The sequence below is a fragment of the Bradyrhizobium sp. USDA 3311 genome (assembly GCF_054062495.1).
In genome coordinates this window covers 911,677-928,531 of record NZ_JBSSFI010000001.1, presented here as the reverse complement: position 1 = coordinate 928,531, position 16,855 = coordinate 911,677, and the positions used below count along the sequence as shown (strand labels likewise).

14 protein-coding genes are annotated in these 16,855 nt (G+C 55.4%); 7 read left to right on the top strand and 7 right to left on the bottom strand.

The window, feature by feature from the left end:
- Positions 1 to 224 precede the first annotated feature (224 nt).
- From hsdR to ACVWW6_RS04490, 6 genes are all read right to left on the bottom strand, one after another.
- Positions 225 to 2,561, bottom strand: coding sequence for an EcoAI/FtnUII family type I restriction enzme subunit R (gene hsdR, locus ACVWW6_RS04515; protein ID WP_456680209.1), 2,337 nt, complete (start codon positions 2,559 to 2,561; stop codon positions 225 to 227).
- A gap of 8 nt (positions 2,562 to 2,569) precedes the next feature.
- The gene (locus ACVWW6_RS04510; protein WP_456680208.1) at positions 2,570 to 3,802 is read right to left on the bottom strand and encodes a restriction endonuclease subunit S; all 1,233 of its coding nucleotides are present in this window, start codon (positions 3,800 to 3,802) and stop codon (positions 2,570 to 2,572) included.
- Positions 3,799 to 5,283 (bottom strand): N-6 DNA methylase, encoded by a 1,485-nt coding sequence (locus ACVWW6_RS04505; RefSeq protein ID WP_456680207.1) that lies wholly within the window; start codon positions 5,281 to 5,283, stop codon positions 3,799 to 3,801. The genes ACVWW6_RS04510 and ACVWW6_RS04505 overlap by 4 nt, the downstream gene beginning before the upstream one ends.
- A 94-nt stretch (positions 5,284 to 5,377) precedes the next feature.
- Positions 5,378 to 8,032: an AAA family ATPase gene (locus tag ACVWW6_RS04500; RefSeq protein ID WP_456680206.1), complete on the bottom strand. Its 2,655-nt coding sequence runs from the start codon at positions 8,030 to 8,032 to the stop codon at positions 5,378 to 5,380.
- Positions 8,033 to 8,298: 266 nt separating this feature from the next.
- The gene (locus ACVWW6_RS04495) at positions 8,299 to 8,616 is read right to left on the bottom strand and encodes a DUF3768 domain-containing protein (protein WP_456680205.1); all 318 of its coding nucleotides are present in this window, start codon (positions 8,614 to 8,616) and stop codon (positions 8,299 to 8,301) included.
- A gap of 156 nt (positions 8,617 to 8,772) precedes the next feature.
- Positions 8,773 to 9,015 carry a hypothetical protein gene (locus ACVWW6_RS04490; protein ID WP_161533049.1) on the bottom strand — a complete coding sequence of 81 codons (243 nt, stop codon included), beginning with the start codon at positions 9,013 to 9,015 and terminating at the stop codon, positions 8,773 to 8,775.
- 544 nt (positions 9,016 to 9,559) lie between these two features.
- Between ACVWW6_RS04490 and ACVWW6_RS04485 the strand changes: the two genes are divergently transcribed.
- The 7 genes from ACVWW6_RS04485 to tnpC all read left to right on the top strand — a co-directional run bounded on the left by ACVWW6_RS04485 (position 9,560) and on the right by tnpC (position 16,380).
- Positions 9,560 to 10,009, top strand: coding sequence for a DNA N-6-adenine-methyltransferase (locus ACVWW6_RS04485; RefSeq protein ID WP_456680204.1), 450 nt, complete (start codon positions 9,560 to 9,562; stop codon positions 10,007 to 10,009).
- A 196-nt stretch (positions 10,010 to 10,205) separates the two neighbouring features.
- Positions 10,206 to 11,402: a type IV secretory system conjugative DNA transfer family protein gene (locus tag ACVWW6_RS04480; protein ID WP_456680203.1), complete on the top strand. Its 1,197-nt coding sequence runs from the start codon at positions 10,206 to 10,208 to the stop codon at positions 11,400 to 11,402.
- A 50-nt stretch (positions 11,403 to 11,452) separates the two neighbouring features.
- The gene (locus ACVWW6_RS04475) at positions 11,453 to 11,788 is read left to right on the top strand and encodes a hypothetical protein (protein WP_456680202.1); all 336 of its coding nucleotides are present in this window, start codon (positions 11,453 to 11,455) and stop codon (positions 11,786 to 11,788) included.
- A 127-nt stretch (positions 11,789 to 11,915) separates the two neighbouring features.
- Positions 11,916 to 12,833, top strand: a complete 918-nt coding sequence (locus tag ACVWW6_RS04470; RefSeq protein ID WP_456680201.1) for a DUF5677 domain-containing protein — start codon at positions 11,916 to 11,918, stop codon at positions 12,831 to 12,833.
- Positions 12,834 to 13,904: 1,071 nt separating this feature from the next.
- Positions 13,905 to 14,351: an IS66-like element accessory protein TnpA gene (gene tnpA / locus ACVWW6_RS04465; RefSeq protein WP_060908461.1), complete on the top strand. Its 447-nt coding sequence runs from the start codon at positions 13,905 to 13,907 to the stop codon at positions 14,349 to 14,351.
- Positions 14,348 to 14,698, top strand: a complete 351-nt coding sequence (tnpB, locus tag ACVWW6_RS04460) for an IS66 family insertion sequence element accessory protein TnpB (RefSeq protein WP_038379303.1) — start codon at positions 14,348 to 14,350, stop codon at positions 14,696 to 14,698. Before tnpA ends, tnpB begins: the two co-directional genes overlap by 4 nt.
- A 95-nt stretch (positions 14,699 to 14,793) precedes the next feature.
- Entirely contained in the window at positions 14,794 to 16,380 is a 1,587-nt protein-coding gene (gene tnpC / locus ACVWW6_RS04455; protein WP_371740533.1) for an IS66 family transposase, read from the top strand.
- On the opposite strand, the gene ACVWW6_RS04450 is transcribed toward tnpC, so the two are convergent.
- Positions 16,381 to 16,818 (bottom strand): hypothetical protein, encoded by a 438-nt coding sequence (locus ACVWW6_RS04450; RefSeq protein ID WP_060908463.1) that lies wholly within the window; start codon positions 16,816 to 16,818, stop codon positions 16,381 to 16,383.
- Positions 16,819 to 16,855: the final 37 nt, after the last annotated feature.

Here is a 16,855-nt window from a genome sequence, read left to right as displayed (position 1 = left end):
TGAGTCAGATTTATTACACCATAGCCGTGACGGAGCACGTTTGGATCTGTCGCCAGCTCGATAGCGAAAATATATCTACGCCAATCATCGCTGAGGTGACCAGAGACGGCCCGCCAGTGATAATATCTGCGCCCGTGCGTCGTAATCCGAATGGTCGGCATCGAATGGATCGATGGGACGCAGCGCCATTCGGGGTCTAGGTAGTATCGGAAGTCTTCTTCGAGCTACCGAGCCGCATCGGCGTACAGGTATTTCTGAAAACCGATAAAGGTGTCGCGGATCTTGGGTATGCCGCCGAGCTCGCGAGCTGCATCACTGACGGCCCGGTATTTCAGCTCAAGGAGCGGTGTCAACTTGGACTGATCCAACTCTCCGACGCCTTCCTTTACATATTCAGCCAACACGAAATCGAGGAATTCGCGCAACCTGTCGTCTCCATAATGGGCGAATATGGCTCCTTTTCGGGTTTCTACACGCTCTTCTCGGGTGATTGGAGAAAGTGCGAACGCGATGTACGCAAGTACATCATACAGATCGCTTTTCTCAGCGTCGATGAGACGTTTGATTTCCGCGAGCTGCGCATCTCCAAACCCTTTTTCAGCTAACCCCTCGAGCAGCGCCTTCCTTGTACTCGGCTCACCCCACAGCGACCGCAGTTCGTCCTCGTTCTTGAACAGTGCTGGAAGCTCACCAAAGAGTCGTTCGATGAATTGCGCCGCAGACATTGGCTTGCCATCGGCACTCCAAAAAGTCGTCGCCATCATGTGCTGGATTGCGCGCTCCTTGCCATCGGCGAGTTTGATCTTCAGTCTCTGCTGACGCTTCGGCTCTTCGTCGTCACCCTCTCCGGGTTTCGGCTCGCCGTCACCGTCGCCTTTAGGCGGCCGAGGCCGCGGCGTCTCTGGTTCGACCGGCTCTCCATCCCACTCCGGGTCATTGAAATGCTGGTAGGCCTTAACGAAATCATAGATCGTGAAGTAATCCTTGCCTTCGTATAGGCGGGTCCCTCGACCGATGATCTGCTTGAACTCAATCATTGAGTTAACCGGCCGCATCAGGACAATGTTGCGCACGTTTCGCGCATCGACGCCGGTCGAAAGTTTCTGAGAGGTCGTCAGAATGGTAGGGATCATCTTATCGTTGTCTTGGAAGTCCCGAAGGTGCTGATCACCAAGCGCTCCGTCTTCCGCAGTAACGCGAACGCAATAGTTCGGATCCTTGCTCTTTTTCATCTGGTTGATGAGATCACGCACCATGAGCGCATGCGCTTGCGTGGCGCAAAAGACGAGAGTCTTTTCGTTTTGATTAATTTCGTCCAAGAATAGCTTCACGCGATACGTTTCACGCTCGGGTATGACGATCACCTTATTGAAATCGCTTTCAACGTAGCGCTTCCCGGGCACCACTTCGCCCTCGATGATGGCGTCGTCAGGCGTATAGGTGTAATCGTCCATCGTCGTAGCGATCTGTTTGACCTTGAAAGGCGTCAAGAAGCCATCGTTAATCCCCTCGCGCAACGAGTAGGTATAGATCGGCTCTCCGAAGTACTTGTACGTATCGACGTTCGCCTTGCGCTTCGGCGTCGCCGTCAGCCCGAGTTGCACGGCGGGCTTGAAGTACGTAAGAATTTCGCGCCAAGTGCTTTCATCGTTTGCGCCGCCACGATGGCATTCGTCGATAATGATGAAGTCGAAGAAGTTAGGCGGATAGTCGCCGAAATTCGGCGCGGGGTTTCCTTCGGAGTCGGAGCCAGACATGAACGTCTGAAAGATCGTAAAGAAGACACTTCCGTTCTTGGGCACTCGCCCGTGCTTACGGATGATTTCGGGATCAATGCGCACCAACGCCTTGTCCTCGAACGCGGCGAACGAATTGAAATCGTTGAAAGCCTGATTGGCTAGCCCATTTCGATCTGCCAAGAACAGAATGCGCGGCCGGCGCGTCGGCTCACCCATCAGATTCCAACGGGCTTCAAAGAGCTTCCAGGCGATTTGGAATGCTATCGACGTTTTTCCAGTACCCGTCGCAAGCGTCAGAAGCATTCGTTGAGAACCCGTGGCGATACGCTCGAGGACCCGCTCTACCGCGATTTGCTGGTAGTAGCGGATGTCCCAGCTGCCACCCTTGTCCGGGTAAGGCACGGCTGCGAACCGATCACGCCAGTCGTTTTGCTGTTCGAACGTACGATTCCAGAGATCATCCGGGCTTGGGAACGCAGGCACTTCACCTTCGCTTCCCTCCCGCATATCGATTGCGTAGATACCCTTGCCGTTTGATGAGTACGCAAAGCGGATCGACAGCTTACCCGCATAATCCTTCGCTTGGCCGACACCTTCGGTCAGCTCTTCATCCCACGCCTTCGCTTCGATGACCGCGAGCTTATGATTGCGGTACTCCAAGACATAGTCGGCCTTCAGTGCCTTACCGCGCTTACCATGCCCCTCTATTCGGCCCGGCGTGATAAAAAACTCGCGCCGCACCCGACTGCCTTCCACTATACCCCAGCCTGCCGCACTCAAGGCGGGATCAATATGTTCTGCTCGGGTCTCGGCTTCGTTCATAGCTGCATCTAAACTTTGTGATTGAATGCTTCATTAAATAGCGAGCGCTTCAGTCTCTCAAACGCTTGCAACTTACGCTCGTAGCTATCGACGAGCTGTTGCGTCTCAACTTCAAGCGCAGAGAGCGACTCGGCGATTGTGGCCTGCTCATTCATCGAGCTGGGGAAGGCCACGACAACTTGCCTGATCTTCGTTGGAGACGTATGTCGCACTTTGACGCCCGATGCACTGTCATGAATTTCTTGGCGTACTCGTCGCGTGTTGAAGACGTGAAAAAAGAACTCGTTCACCCAAGGGGCATCCGGCTTCGGCTGGACTAGACCCAGACGCTGGTTGTGCAAAAACCTATTTGACTCTGGAACAATTATCGGGCTTCCGAGGAGGCCAGCGGCTTGCTCGGTCATTGCGACAAGCAGGTCACCTTTGGCAAGGACATAGTCCTCTAATATCTCCCCTCCATAGTATTTTTGCTTATCACCGCGATCGCGGTATCCTCCACTTTCGAAAAAGTTGCCAGGCGTCAGAACTACATATTCGCCCTCAGTTCTAAAGAACGTACTCTTAAAGGCGAACCCGTGCTTGATGTCGCAAAGATCCTCCAGTGGGCTCTCTAACCAGCCCTTACCTCGCCGAGCAAAGATCGACTCTCGGTGACTCGAAAAAATTTCTCGCGCATTCTGAAGGCTTCCTTCTGTATTCGCTGTCGCGGTGCTAAGCTCATCCAAAGCCTTTTCAAGTACACCGACAATCCGCTGTTGTTCCACGAACGACGGGTAAGAAATATTGATCGCTTTGTACGCGTCGGTATCCAGATTGCGGATGCCAGTCGAATGACTTTGCATGTCGGCAGTTACGCCAGACATATACTTCCAATGCAGGAACTTATGGAGATATCGGAAATCCAGTTCTTTCGGGTCACGAACTCGAAGAGCAGCGGTGAAGTTGCTGAATGAGTATTCCGAGTCCTCCTTATCAAATAGCGCTACTCGCCCAACCGGCTGTTTAGGACCGCCCCCCGACTTCTCCAATATGATGTCACCGAAAGCCAGGCGGCGCTTCTCTAGCTTCTTCGCCTCCACTTCGATGTATGCGACGTCGGTGTCATCCAGCGTCCCCTCTTTAGTGAAGTTGGTGTTTCGGATGACACCAACTGTCACGAACGGAGGCTTTTCTCCCTTCCACAGGCCGTTTGAAAAGTGACACGCGTCGTCGAGCGTCTTCGTCTTCCAGGCAACCGTCATAGCAGAGCCTTAATCCTATCTAGCGCTTCTGCAGTCTCGGAATCCAGCTCTGCAATCTCTTCGATGATCTCAAGTGAGCTTCGATGAGCTTCTACTTTTCGGCCATTCGGGTTGCTTACGGAAAGGTCGAAAGTAGTCGTGTCGACATTCTTAACGTCGACGCTCCAACTCTTCGGCGAGCTCGCAGAAGTCTTCTGTAGTTCGACGAACTCATTTAAGTCGTCATCATTCAGGGGGTTGGTCTTGCCGAGGTTGCGCCCTGGGTCGAGCTGATAGAACCATATCTTTCGAGTGGGGGCACCCTTCTCGAAGAACAACACAACTGTCTTCACACCCGCGCCCTGAAACGTGCCACTGGGACAATCGAGCACCGTATGCAGATTACACGTCTCAAGAAGAAGCTTCCGCAAGCTCACAGAAGCATTGTCCATGTTTGAAAGGAACGTGTTCTTGATTACGATGCCGGCACGCCCTCCGGGCTTAAGCATCTTGATAAAATGCTGCAAAAACAGGAATGCAGTTTCGCCACTACGAATCGGAAAGTTCTGCTGAACTTCCTTCCGTTCTTTACCTCCAAAAGGCGGATTAGCCAGGATCACCTCAAACCGATCTTTGTCTTGCACGTCGGCGAGGTTCTCGGAAAGTGTATTGGTGTGAATGATGTTTGGCGCCTCGATGCCATGCAAAATCATGTTCATGATGGCAATGACGTAGGCTAGCGACTTCTTTTCCTTGCCATAGAAGGTCTTACTTTGAAGAACTTTCAGTTGAGTGGTGCTCAGCTTCTCCTTCATTAGGTAATCATAGGCTTCGCATAAGAAGCCAGCCGAACCGACAGCGCCATCGTATATGCGCTGACCAACTCGCGGATTCACGACTTGGATAATCGCGCGAATGAGAGGTCGGGGGGTGTAATACTCGCCGCCATTGCGGCCAGCATTCCCCATTCGCTTGATCTTTTCCTCGTACAGATGCGACAGCTCGTGTTTTTCTTGCTGCGATTGAAAGCGAAGCTCATCAACCAGTTCGAGCGCGTCTCGCAAGCTGTAGCCGCTCTGGAATTTGTTTTTTATCTCTCCAAAGATTTCCCCGATCTTATATTCGATCGTGTCCGGGCCTTCAGCGCGCTGTTTGAAGCCATGAAGGTACGGGAAAAGCTTTCCGTTCACATATTCGATTAGATCGTCGCCCGTGAGCGCCTTGTCGTGGTCGAACGAACCGTCGGTCTTTTTGGGCGCAGCCCAGACAGACCAACGATGATCCTTATCGATGATGAATTTATAAGGCTTGCCCTCAAGCTCTGCTTTCAGTGCCCGTTCCTGCTCAAGATCATCGAGGTACTTAAGAAACAGCATCCATGACGATTGTTCCGTGTAGTCCAGCTCGGTCGTACAACCGGCCTCTTTCCAGAGCACATCGTCCAGATTCTTGAATGTCTGCTCGAAGCGAGAACCGCCCCCCGAGCGTGCGATTTCCAGCATTCTCTTCGTCCCCCGGCCAACCCAACCCATATCGAGTCACAATAGCATAAGATAGCTTTTTGCTCGCTCAGAACGCAACTTTCGTTCGGCGTTGTTACCAGCCAAGCTTCTGTGATACCTTTGCCTTCTTCCGCGTTGCTCGTCCATCTGTTGCCGTCCTGCGCGCCACCCTCAAAGCCGCTTCGAGCACATCAAAGTCCTTTCGAAGAGCCTTGAGATCATCGAGGTCTGGCGGATCCTCTCGCTTTTGATCGCTGCGATTATGGGCGAGGATAACCTCAGACAGCCGCCCATGTAGCTCAACAATTTGCAACGCAAGCGACTGATCGAAAATGACCTCTTCAAGGTTCGTGACCTTGATGTGATCGTCGTACCTCTGAATCGTTCCTGCGAAAAGAATTTCCTCGATCAGCGCTTCGGTAGCACTGCGGAGGTAGTCGAAAGCCGCGCCGAGCGCCCGTTCTTGCTCCTTCGCGCCGAGCGAAGAGAAATCTCTGACGGCATCCTGGGAGTCGTTCTTCAGCTTCGTTAGTGATGTGAGGCGCGGGCTCGTATTGTCCTCTACGTTGCCTGGGATGCCATCGATCTTACGCATCCAGTGTGCGACAGCCGGAATGGAGTTGCGCTCTGCATGCTTGACGAGCTGGCTCATAAAAACAATGTCGTGCGTGAAAACAACGACCTGGCGTTCGCCGGCCTCTATCGCCAAGCGCTTGGCAATTTTGTCCTTTCGTTCATGGTCGAGTGAAGTGACGGGATCGTCAAAAATGATACCGCAATTGTTCTTGTCGAGCTGGATCTCGGTCAGAAAGTCAGCCAACGAGCAAGCATTCTGCTCGCCCTCGCTAAGAATCTCACTGGGGTTGTACTCTACCGCAAAATCGAGCCGATACTCCTTTACAGTATTGCCCTGTGCTCCGCTCGTTCGCATGACAAGATTGAAGTTGCAATCCAAACGGCTGAGCTCTTGATTGAAGATGCCCTTATAGTTCCGAGCAACGCCGAACAAGAATGACTCCGTTCGTTTCTTGGTCGTGGCCATTTTGATGCCTGCGAAACCCGCTTTGTCTGCCTTGGCGGACCACTGCAGATATGCGAGGTATTCGAGCGCAGCCCCTTTTACCGATGCCACCTTCTCCTTGTCTTTGAGACCGACCAGTTGGGCTGTTAGCGTTGCAATCTCTGTCGTAGGATCGACCAATTTATTCTCTTCGGCTTCCTTAGTCTTAATGAGACGGTCAATCTTCGACAAATTAACTGTAGGCACCTCCTTCGTGTCTACCTTTTCAAGTCTGCCAATCTTCGCTTCCCAATCGGCGTTCACTGCAGCCAGCGCTTCGAACTGGATCTTAAGTCGCGCCAGGTACGCTACGTCCTGTTCGAGAAGGATTTTCACGCCAGCGTCAGTGTCAAGAAGCTTAGGATGGAGCGCCTTCGATGAGCGCAGATCCTGCAACACGGCCGTTTGGCGACGCATCAAGAGCGCTAGCTCGCTCTCTGCTTTGCTCTCCAAGAATTGCCAGTACCTCGCGAACAGCTCCTGGGCATCACGCGTTAACTTTTGATGGCACAATGGGCAGTGCGCAAGTGTCTCGCTCTTTCTTGCGTTTACCTCAGCTGCATGAAGTTCCTTCGCAGCGACAATTAGAGCTTTCCATTGTGGGCTGCCGATTGTCTGGAGGAGCCCGTCGTCGAAACGGCTTACACTTAAACTCTCTACAAGCGTCTTCTTCTCTGCGATCTCGATTACGAGTTGATTGAGTTCTTGTTCCTTGGCGATGCTGAAGTAGTCGACGACAGTTTGCAGTGTCACCTTGAGAGCTGAGAGATTTTGGCGATCGTTCGAGAGTTGCTTCTTCCTCTTGGGGATGTCGAGCTTTCGTTTCTCGTCGATCTGTTTCTGCAAATCTGCAATCACGCGCCCGTCGAGCTCAGGGTCGAAACTCGCGTGCTCGAGCAGATCGACTTCTTTTGTTACGGCGGTTAGGCCTTTGCAAAATACGGCGGTCGCTGACGTGTCTCTATCGAAGAAAGTCCAGCTGAACGGATTGGCCTTCCTCCGTGCGTTACGCTCGTTGGCTAGCCGTTCCTCCAGTTTCGCGATGGTGTCCGCGACCTTATCAAATATCTTGATTTGGGCCGGGGTGAAGTTGACCCGATTGGACTGATCAAGGTGGATAAGGACGCTTTCAGCGTCGAAAACTGCGAAGCGCTTGAGATCGTCGATGTCATCGCCGAGCGAGTACGTGAGTTCCCGAGTGGACCCGTCTGCGGCCTGAACTACGAAAGTTGCCTCAGCTACCCCGGCCTCATCAAGTCGCACGTTTGGCAAGACCTCGCGTTCTCCACGGGAGAAGCAGGCATTGCAAAGGAGGCGGCTAATGCCGCTCTTTCCGCTTCCGTTGGCGCCATAGATGAGAGTGAGATTTGGGCCGACCTTAATCGAGCAATCCTCCGGGATCGCGTTTACGTCCATGAAGCCTTTTATCTCGACCAGCTTAATTCGGTCGGTGCCCATAATGGGCTCACCGATTGATCCGATTTCATTCTTAAAAGAGACGACCGGCCGTTGATCGGAGAGGGGTTCAATAATACCGAGATGCTCTAAAAGATACGTGTAGCATAGATCTAAGTCGTCTTTGGTCAGAACGTCCTTTTCGAGGTTGAGTTTCCAAACGTGCTGTTCCCAAAATGGCTTTGCGGCGAGCCATGCTTCTAGGCTCTCAATAGACGGATTATTCTCAATCATAAAAGTATCGCCTCGAATCCTCATACAACCGCAAGTATAGATGGTTCGACTTGAGGTCGCTACTCAACGTTAGGGTATGTGCTCAAAAGAATAGCCCTCGCGTGAGCGAGGGCTGGACAAACCGCGTCCGAGTCAATTCCGCCCTGATCGGGCGCCTAACCCATAAGGGGTCCGGCAGGCCTTCCGATGGTCCCCACAACGGTACTCTTCCTGCTGGAGCATCGACCCGCTGCGTCTAGATGGGAGGCGGTCACTTCTTGCTTTATTCAGTACTCGCTGGACAGCATCAGCGTGAGCACACGCGTGGTCCGCTTTGGATCGCTCGGATCTTCTGAGCCGTACCGCATATCCTCGTCGTAGTAGTCGATCTTCCAGAAGAACTTCCGACCCACCAGGTCGAAGCTCCCGAAGTCGTGCTCGCCATGCGGGTCGTTCTCCTGGGTAAATCCGGAGAAATCCGCTACCTGACGAAGCGCCTCGGCCTTTACGGACTCGGGTAGCTCTGCGACCCCGATCGTCATCATCACTCTGCCGCCGCAGAACGTGCGTCGGAAGGCGTCGTTGAGAAGGGCGATACTATTCATCATCGCGCTCCTCCGCGTCCTCGCTTCGGTAGGGCGATATGTGACGAGCGCCGCAGTACGGACAACGCTCGTCGCATTGTGCGGACCGCACGGCGGTCCACTCGCGGCCGCATTCTGCGCAATGGTAGTAGTTGCGGACTTGCATGCGCCGACCTCCTAGATCAAGTCGGCGAGCACAAGCGCGGAAACGAGCGTCTGACCGCCACACGCCTCGCAGAAGCCTTGGTCTTGATCGGGCTCCATATCGGCAGTGTGGTCGCACCCTTCCGTCATGCAGATGGCGGGACATCCGCTGTTGAGGAGAGCGGCCAGCAGAAGATCGTCGAGGTTTTGGAAGCCTCTCTGGTCGCAGAGCGTCATCAGCTTTTGAGCTTTTTGGGAAAGAGCAATGTTGGACATCGTGTCCTCCTCGCTACGGGCACCCGAACTATTCGGATGCTCGATTGCGAGGCGGACGCCGAGCGTCCATCACCGGGCGGGATTTAGAGTAAATGCCCAATCGACCGTATGGACGCTCGTCGCGATGCCTCCGCCTCGCCACCGAGACCCGGACATGCATGGCAGGTCCCGGATTACGGGGCGGAACGTCGAAAGATCAAACTCTGAGGCAATACTGGTCGGTGAAGCCGGATCGGTCGAGACGCGAACTCGTGCCAGATCAGCACGAGAAGCTGGAAGCGCGAGAGCCTCGGCGCTAGCCGCGGCTCTGCTATCCGAATCCCTCTAGTCAGCTTTTTGTCTTTGGTTGGACCGTGCGAAGGCTCGTCGTTGAAGACGCGGGGCGGCATCTTGATCGCGAAAAATATTAGGTCGACCTAACGACAACGTGAAGCCTGTGCGCGGCGCAACATCACGCATCTCTCGTGCACGTAGCAGCACATAGCAGTCGTGTTCTGGAATTCGGTTTGCGTATAAGTGGGTGTCCTCTTCAACGAGGACACAAATGACGATCAGCTCAACACTCTACAGCAGCCGGACAGACGAGTGGCCCACGCCACGATCCTTCTTTAACGAACTGAATGCGGAGTTCCGGTTCACGCTTGATCCGTGCGCGTCCGAAGCTAATACGACCTGTCCCATCTTCTTCACCAAGGAAGAAAATGGCCTCATGCAGGATTGGAAAAATCACCGCGTCTTTTGCAATCCGCCGTACGGCAAGACAATGCGCGATTGGGCCAGGAAGTGCTATCAGGCGTCGCGGGAGGGAGCGCTCGTTGTCCTGCTTGCGCATGCGCGTACGGACACGAGATGGTTTCATGAATGGGTCTACGACAAAGCGCATGAAATACGTTTTGTGCGTGGTCGTTTGAAATTTGGTGATGGCCGCCAATCAGCACCATTTCCATCAATGATCGCCGTGTTTCTGCCTGGGAAGTGCGCGCTACCATCCTGACTGGAGGTGGTCTCGCATCAAGTTCGTAACGACTGAATCGACTGCACCCGCAGCGGCGAGTTCTGCGGCCATTGTCGCGGCTAGCCCGAATTGAGCGGAGACGGGAGGTCGTGACCCCGGGTCACGGGGCGAACGTGACATCGAAATACGGGACACCGTCTCGGGAAATGTATGACCGGGCGTGAAGATGTGCCTCATGCCTTCAGGAATTACGCGCTTTGCTCGCACGGACCATCGCAACGGCGACCGGACCTTTGGGGTCAAGGACGAGGACCGCTTTTCACATGTCTACATCATCGGCAAGACGGGGACCGGCAAGTCGACGTTGCTCGAAACGATGGTGCTCCAGGATATAGCGCGTGGACACGGACTTGCCCTCATCGATCCTCACGGCGATTTAGTGGAGCGTGTCGCGGCTCAAGTGCCGGCGAGACGCGCGTCGGAGGTGATTTATCTGAACGCCGGTGATCCTTCGCAGCCCTATGGATACAATCCGTTACGTCGCGTTCGAGAGGATCGGATTGCTCTTGCCGCTTCCGGCTTCATCGAGGTCTTTAAGAAGATGTGGCCGGAAGCATGGGGCGTGCGCATGGAGCACATCTTGCGCAATGTCCTCATGGCGCTTTTGGAGCAGCCGCATGCGACGATGCACGATGTGCTGCGCATCTTGTCGGATCGAAAGTTCCGTGCGGGGATTGCGCGACAGGTAAAGAATGAGACCGTTCGCAACTTTTTCCTGAACGAATTCGAGCGCTTTTCTTTCGGCTATCGCGCCGACGGCACGGCGCCGATCCAGAACAAAGTCGGCGCCTTTCTTTCAGATCCGGTGCTCAATCGGCTCCTAACCGCTCCGGAGCGCGATCTGCATGTCCGGCGGATCATGGATGAGGGCAGGGTGCTGCTGGTCAACCTGGCCAAGGGACGGATTGGCGAGGACAGCTCCTCGTTGTTGGGTGGGTTGCTGGTCACCACGCTCGGACTCGCCTCCTTCAGCCGAGCGGAGTTGCTGGCGCGCGATCGGCGGGACTTTTTCGTCTACGTCGATGAGTTTCAGAACTTTACGACGCTCGCTGTGGCGAATATGTTCGCAGAGCTCCGCAAGTATCGGGTCGGCTTCACGGTCGCCCATCAATATCTTCACCAGCTTGAACCGGAAGTTCGCCATGCGGTGCTCGGAAATGCTGGGACGATTATCTCTTTCAGAGTTGGTTCGGAGGACGCGACGTACTTGGTACGGGAATTTCAGGATCGATTTGACGAAGTCGATCTGTTGCAGCTGCCGAACTATCGCATCTATTTGAAGCTCATGATTGACGGAATGCCTTCGAGGTCATTCAGTGCGATGACGCTTCGCCCCAGAACAAACGCCATTTCCGACTTCGGCATGCTATAGATGCAACTCACCTTCGTTGCGGTTCAGGATTGATTTGCGAAAGGATTCAGATGACGACCGAGGATCGCTCTCCCGTTTCCGAAGAGTTGAAGGAACGAATTCGCAGCCTTCATCGAATGTCACCGGGCGACTGGCAAGAGGTTCTTGCCGCGCTCACGGACCAATCTCGTTCACGGGCTGAACTTCAGCCTTCTCTTTTGGCCGCTCTCAACGTTCGTATTACCTATGATCTAGTAAACGCGCTGCACAAAATGGATGCAACGAGCGGAGCGTTGGCGAGGAAATTGATCGTGCTCACGTGGGTTCTCGTCATCTTCACCGCGGTCCTATTAATCGAACCGGCCGACAGTTTCATTCACTGGCTGCTCAAGATTAAGTCGCATTAACAACATAACCTTGCAGCCAGGCATCCGTACCCTCGCGCTTTGGAAACTGGCTTCGCGCGTTATCGCTGAGATGTGACGGAAGATCTTGAGGAGGAGCGCGACAAGACATGTCCGCTAATATGTGTTCATGAGCGACGAAAAGCCATTTACCCCGCTGCCCAGGGCGCCCTCTTTCACAGACGAAGAGGTACGCCATTGCAAAGAGGCAGGCGACTACAGGCCGATACTGTTTGAGTGGTACAAGTTCGTAGGTAGCTTGAATGCGGTCGTTGCCCATATACAAAGGGAATCGCCTGCGTTCAGACCAATCCCTGATAAACAGTTCAACGTACTGGTCGGCCTTCTGAATAGATGTGCTCGCCTTATGCTGTCCAACGTGGCGCTCTCGCACGAGGGCAAGTTCGGGGAAACGACAGCTATCGTTGATCGGTGCATCTTCGAAAGCGCCGTCAAGATCATCTGGTTATGCTTCGACGCTTCTTCGGAGAAGTTTACTCGCTATCTAGCCGATGGTCTGAAGACCGAGCTTGAGTTCAAGGCAAAGATTGAGGCCAACATTGGCGCTAGAGAGGGCGAGGCACTCCAGATCGAGAAGCGTATGCTCACCTCGATTAGCAACCACATGGCGGCAGCGGACTTGACCGAAGCCCAGATTTCGGAGGCAAAGAAGTTGCCAGATCTGGCTAGCATGCTTTCAATTATTGGATTTGATCGGCTGATCTATATCACTGCACAGAAAATTGGCTCTCATCATGTGCACGGCACATGGCCAAGCTTGTTGTTTCACTATCTTGAAGAAGAACCGCGCGGGAGCGGCACATTCGTCCCGCGCGATCATAATTGCAGCACCCACGTGAACCAATTCATGTTTGTGCCTCTCATCGTGCTTGCCGCCCTGTCTGCGTATATAAACTACGTATTCGAAAGCACGGACGAGGCGAAAGCATTTTGCGATCTGTTCGAATCTGCGGAGAAGGAGATCATGCAAGTGTACAGTGACGCATTTGACGGGGGACCTAAGCTCGTAGCCACAAGAACGTTTTAGGAAATGCGAAGGCTGGATGTCGACGTCGCGCAAGTCTGTCGGACGGCTTCGCCGGACGAAAGGATTTCTAGGGTTCGTAGAACCCAGAAAGTCAGGCTGGGAATGGTCCCGACCGCGAAGTGACAAATCATTGGTCTCGCTTGCAATTCCGCGCTTCATCCCCCCGAACGCAGGTACCGATGCGGCATGAGGGGGTGTTTCGAGGGATGTGCCTAGGGGCGTGTAGGGGCAAAGCTTTGAAAGCCCGGCTAGCTGCGAACTTACTGGGTTTTGTTCTAGTTGTTCTTATTGAGCTGGGGAGGTCGTTGTTGAGTCTGTTGAAGCGGTTGGCAGTGCGGAACTGTCGGCGGGTGCATCAGCTGTCGTAGCGGCAGCATCGTCAAACGAATCGAGTGCGGCTTGGTCAGCGGGCTCCATCACTGATTTCTGTGGCGTACCGCTTACAGCAAGCGCTTCGTACTCACCTGTCGTGAGCTTGAACTCATGTACGTTGCCGCGCGCATCATGGCAGACCGTCCACGCTTGTTCTCCAATGAGATTCACTACGGTAGTTGAAGACGTCGTGTCTTCGATATGACCCGATGCGGTATCGTACAGCGGACCAACGTATGATTGATCGCAGTGGAGCTGCACTTCAACTAGGCCAGATTGCTGAGGAGTTGCCGAACTTGTGTCTGCCGGTGCCGACACATCAGTCCGCCGCAGGCGTCTCTGCGCTGTTTGATGCCGTATCTGTAGCGGGGGCTACCGGTTTCGTGTCAGTGGCAACCGGATCATTCGAGGTAGCGACGCTTTCCGACGATGTTGCGTCAACTTGAGCCGCTACAAATCGAATTCCCATCATTCCTACCACCGCGAACGCGGTTGCTATTAGAAGGCTAAATCCTACGAGAACGAGTGCGTTACTTTTCATACTCCTTTGCGTCTAACTAATAATGAAATCCACTAGAACCGAATTGTATTCAAATCGATTGGCGGCGCTTCAAAGTGAGCGTCATCTGGCGACCACGCACTGAGGGTTGATCTAGTCGGCTAGGAAGATCTCGTGGAGAGGTTTGTCACGAGGTCACCATGTCAAGAGCGAGTTGTAAGGATGGCGATAAGGATAGGCATACGCCTATCCTTGAGGACGGCTCCGACACGCTGCGGCGCGTCGAGATCATCACGGGGACCGGCCGACGACGGCGCTGGTCGACCGATGCGAAAGCGGCGATTGTCGCGGAGAGTTTTGCGCCGGGTGCAAGCGCTTCCGGGGTGGCGCGGCGACACGACATCAGCCCGAGCCTGTTGTTTCTTTGGCGTCGTCAGACAACGCGGGCGAAGCTCGAGGAGCATGGAGGCATGCCATCAGGCTTTGTGCCGGTCGCAATCACCGACTGTGGAGGCAAATTGCCGCTATGCGAGGAGCAGGGAGCGATTGAGATCGAGGTCGGCGCAGTTCGCATCCGTGTCATGGGAACGGTCGACCGGCGAGCACTCTGCGAGGTGCTTGCGGCAGTCGGGACGGTCGGCCGATGATCGGGCCCCGCGCTGGGTTATCGATCTGGATCGCGACGCAGCCGGTCGATTTCCGTCGCGGCATGGACTCGCTGGCGATGCTGGTAAGCGAGGCGTTTGGAGCCGATCCGTTCGACGGCGGGCTGTGGGTGTTTCGATCCAAGCGCCGAGATCGCGTGAAGATCCTGACCTGGGACGGAAGTGGCCTTGTTCTCTACTACAAGAGAATCGAAGGGCAGTTCAGCTGGCCTCCGATCAAGGAAGGCGTCATGCCGCTATCTCATGCTCAGCTCTCGGTGCTGCTCGACGGCTCGGACTGGAAGCGTGTGCCGATGCGGGTTGTGGATCAACCAACACGAGCTGGTTGATCATCATCAAGAGTAGTTCGTCATTCATGCAGAGCTGTAGTAGAACGCGCTGCATGATTGATTTGCCTTCCGATCGAGCATTGCTCCAGCAAGCCGTGACGGCACTGTCGTCACGGCTTGCCGTGGTGTCGGCGGAATGCAGCACGCTGGCGGCCGAGCGTGATGTGGCGATCGCCCAACGCGATGCTGCAGTCCAGGAGAACGACAAGCTCCTGATGATCCTGTCCCAGTACAAGCGCACGATCTTTGGTCCCCGCTCCGAGACACTGGATCCCGGACAGCTGTCTCTCTTCACCATCACGGCGCAGGCGGCAGGTGCCGCCGCCAACGACGACGGGACCGGAGGCAGGCTGCCTGATGGAGCGGAAGGCCGTAGCAAGCGACCGGCGCGACGCAACCGGGGGAGGCTTCCGGAGCATTTGCCGCGCATCGACGTCGTGATCGATATCGAGAGCCACATCTGCCCCTGCTGCGGCGAGCGGCTGCACAAGATCGGGGAGACCGTCAAGGAAGCCTTCGACGTCATTCCGATGCAGTACCAGGTCAAGCGCATTGTGCGTCCGCGCTACGGCTGCCGGGGATGCCGCCAGGGTGTGCTGCAGGCACCGGCGCCGGCCCAGGCGATCGACGGCGGGATGGTGACGGAAGCCTTGCTGGCCCACATCGCGGTGATGAAATACGGCTACCAGCTGCCGCTGTATCGGCAGGAACAGATGTTCGCCGCGCAAGGCATCACGCTTGACCGGCAGACGCTGGCCTCATGGATGGGCCGCGCCGCCTGGTGGCTGAAGCCGCTTCACACGCTGTTGCGCGACACAGTGATGTCCTACCCGCGGCTGTTTGCCGACGAGACGCCACTGCCGGTTCTCGATCCCGGCCGTGGCAGAACCAAAGTCTGCCAGTTCTGGGCGATCGCCACCGATGACCGTCCGTGGGGCGGCCCCGCGCCGCCGGCGGTGGTCTACATGTTTGCCGAGGATCGCAAGGCGATCCGCGCCAAGCAGCTGTTCGGGGATTACCACGGCATCCTGCAGGTCGACGGCTATGCCGCCTACAAGGGCCTGATCAAGAACGGCGGCCGTCTGGTGCTGCTGGCGTTCTGCTTCGCGCATGCGCGGCGGAAGTTCTGGGACGTTCACGTCGCGACGAAGTCGCCGATTGCCGCGGAAGCGCTGCAACGGATCGCGATGTTCTACGCCATTGAGGATCGCATCCGCGGTCTGCCGGCGGCGCATCGGGCTGCGGTGCGGCAAACCGACACCAGGCCGCTGATCGAGGACTTCAAACCCTGGCTCGAGGCGCGACTGCTGGAAGTCTCGAAGAAGTCCGGTCTGGGCAAAGCCATCCGCTACACCCTCAACCATTGGGACGGCCTGACGCGCTTCATCGATGACGGACGCATTGAAATAGACAGCAATACGGTCGAGCGCAGCATCAAGCCGATAGGCCTGGGAAAGAAGAACTACTTGTTCGCCGGCAGTGAAGGCGGCGCCGAAACATGGGCCATTCTCGCCTCGCTCATCAACACGGCAAAGCTGCAAGACATCGACCCGCGACACTATCTGACCGATGTTCTCGAGCGCATCGTCTCCGGACGTACAAAGATCAATCAGCTGCACATGCTGTTGCCGTGGAATTGGAAGGCCGAGCGCGACAGTTCGCTGGCAAAGCTCGCCGCCTGATCAGTTCGACGGCAAGGACTCTGGAACTTCCTGCGCATCGCTGGTGTCGTCATAGATCTCCTCGCGGATCACGCGCAGCGTCATCTCGTGCAGATAAACTTGCAACGCCCTCTCCAGCTCGGTGAACTCCGGCAACAGAACTTTGTCGACGAAGCCTCGGGACGCACGGATCACCACCGTGTTGCGTCGTTGGCGGTGATAACGAAACGGCCGCAGCCCGTACCGGCGGCAAAGCGCCAAAAACAGGTGCCGCGACCATTGGTCAGGAAGTGAGAATTGCTGCTCGATCGGCGGATCGTGGCGAGCGAGCTCCGCGACCCGGGCACGCACCCGCTGGAGCGCAGCTTCCGCCGCAAGGCGCTCACCGGCAGTTCCGGCACCCGCGAACAACGCCTCGATCTTCCGAAGCTTCTCGCGCAGCTGCGATTCGCTGGTCATTCTGATCCCCGTTGCCCGCTCCGAACCGGGATCACCC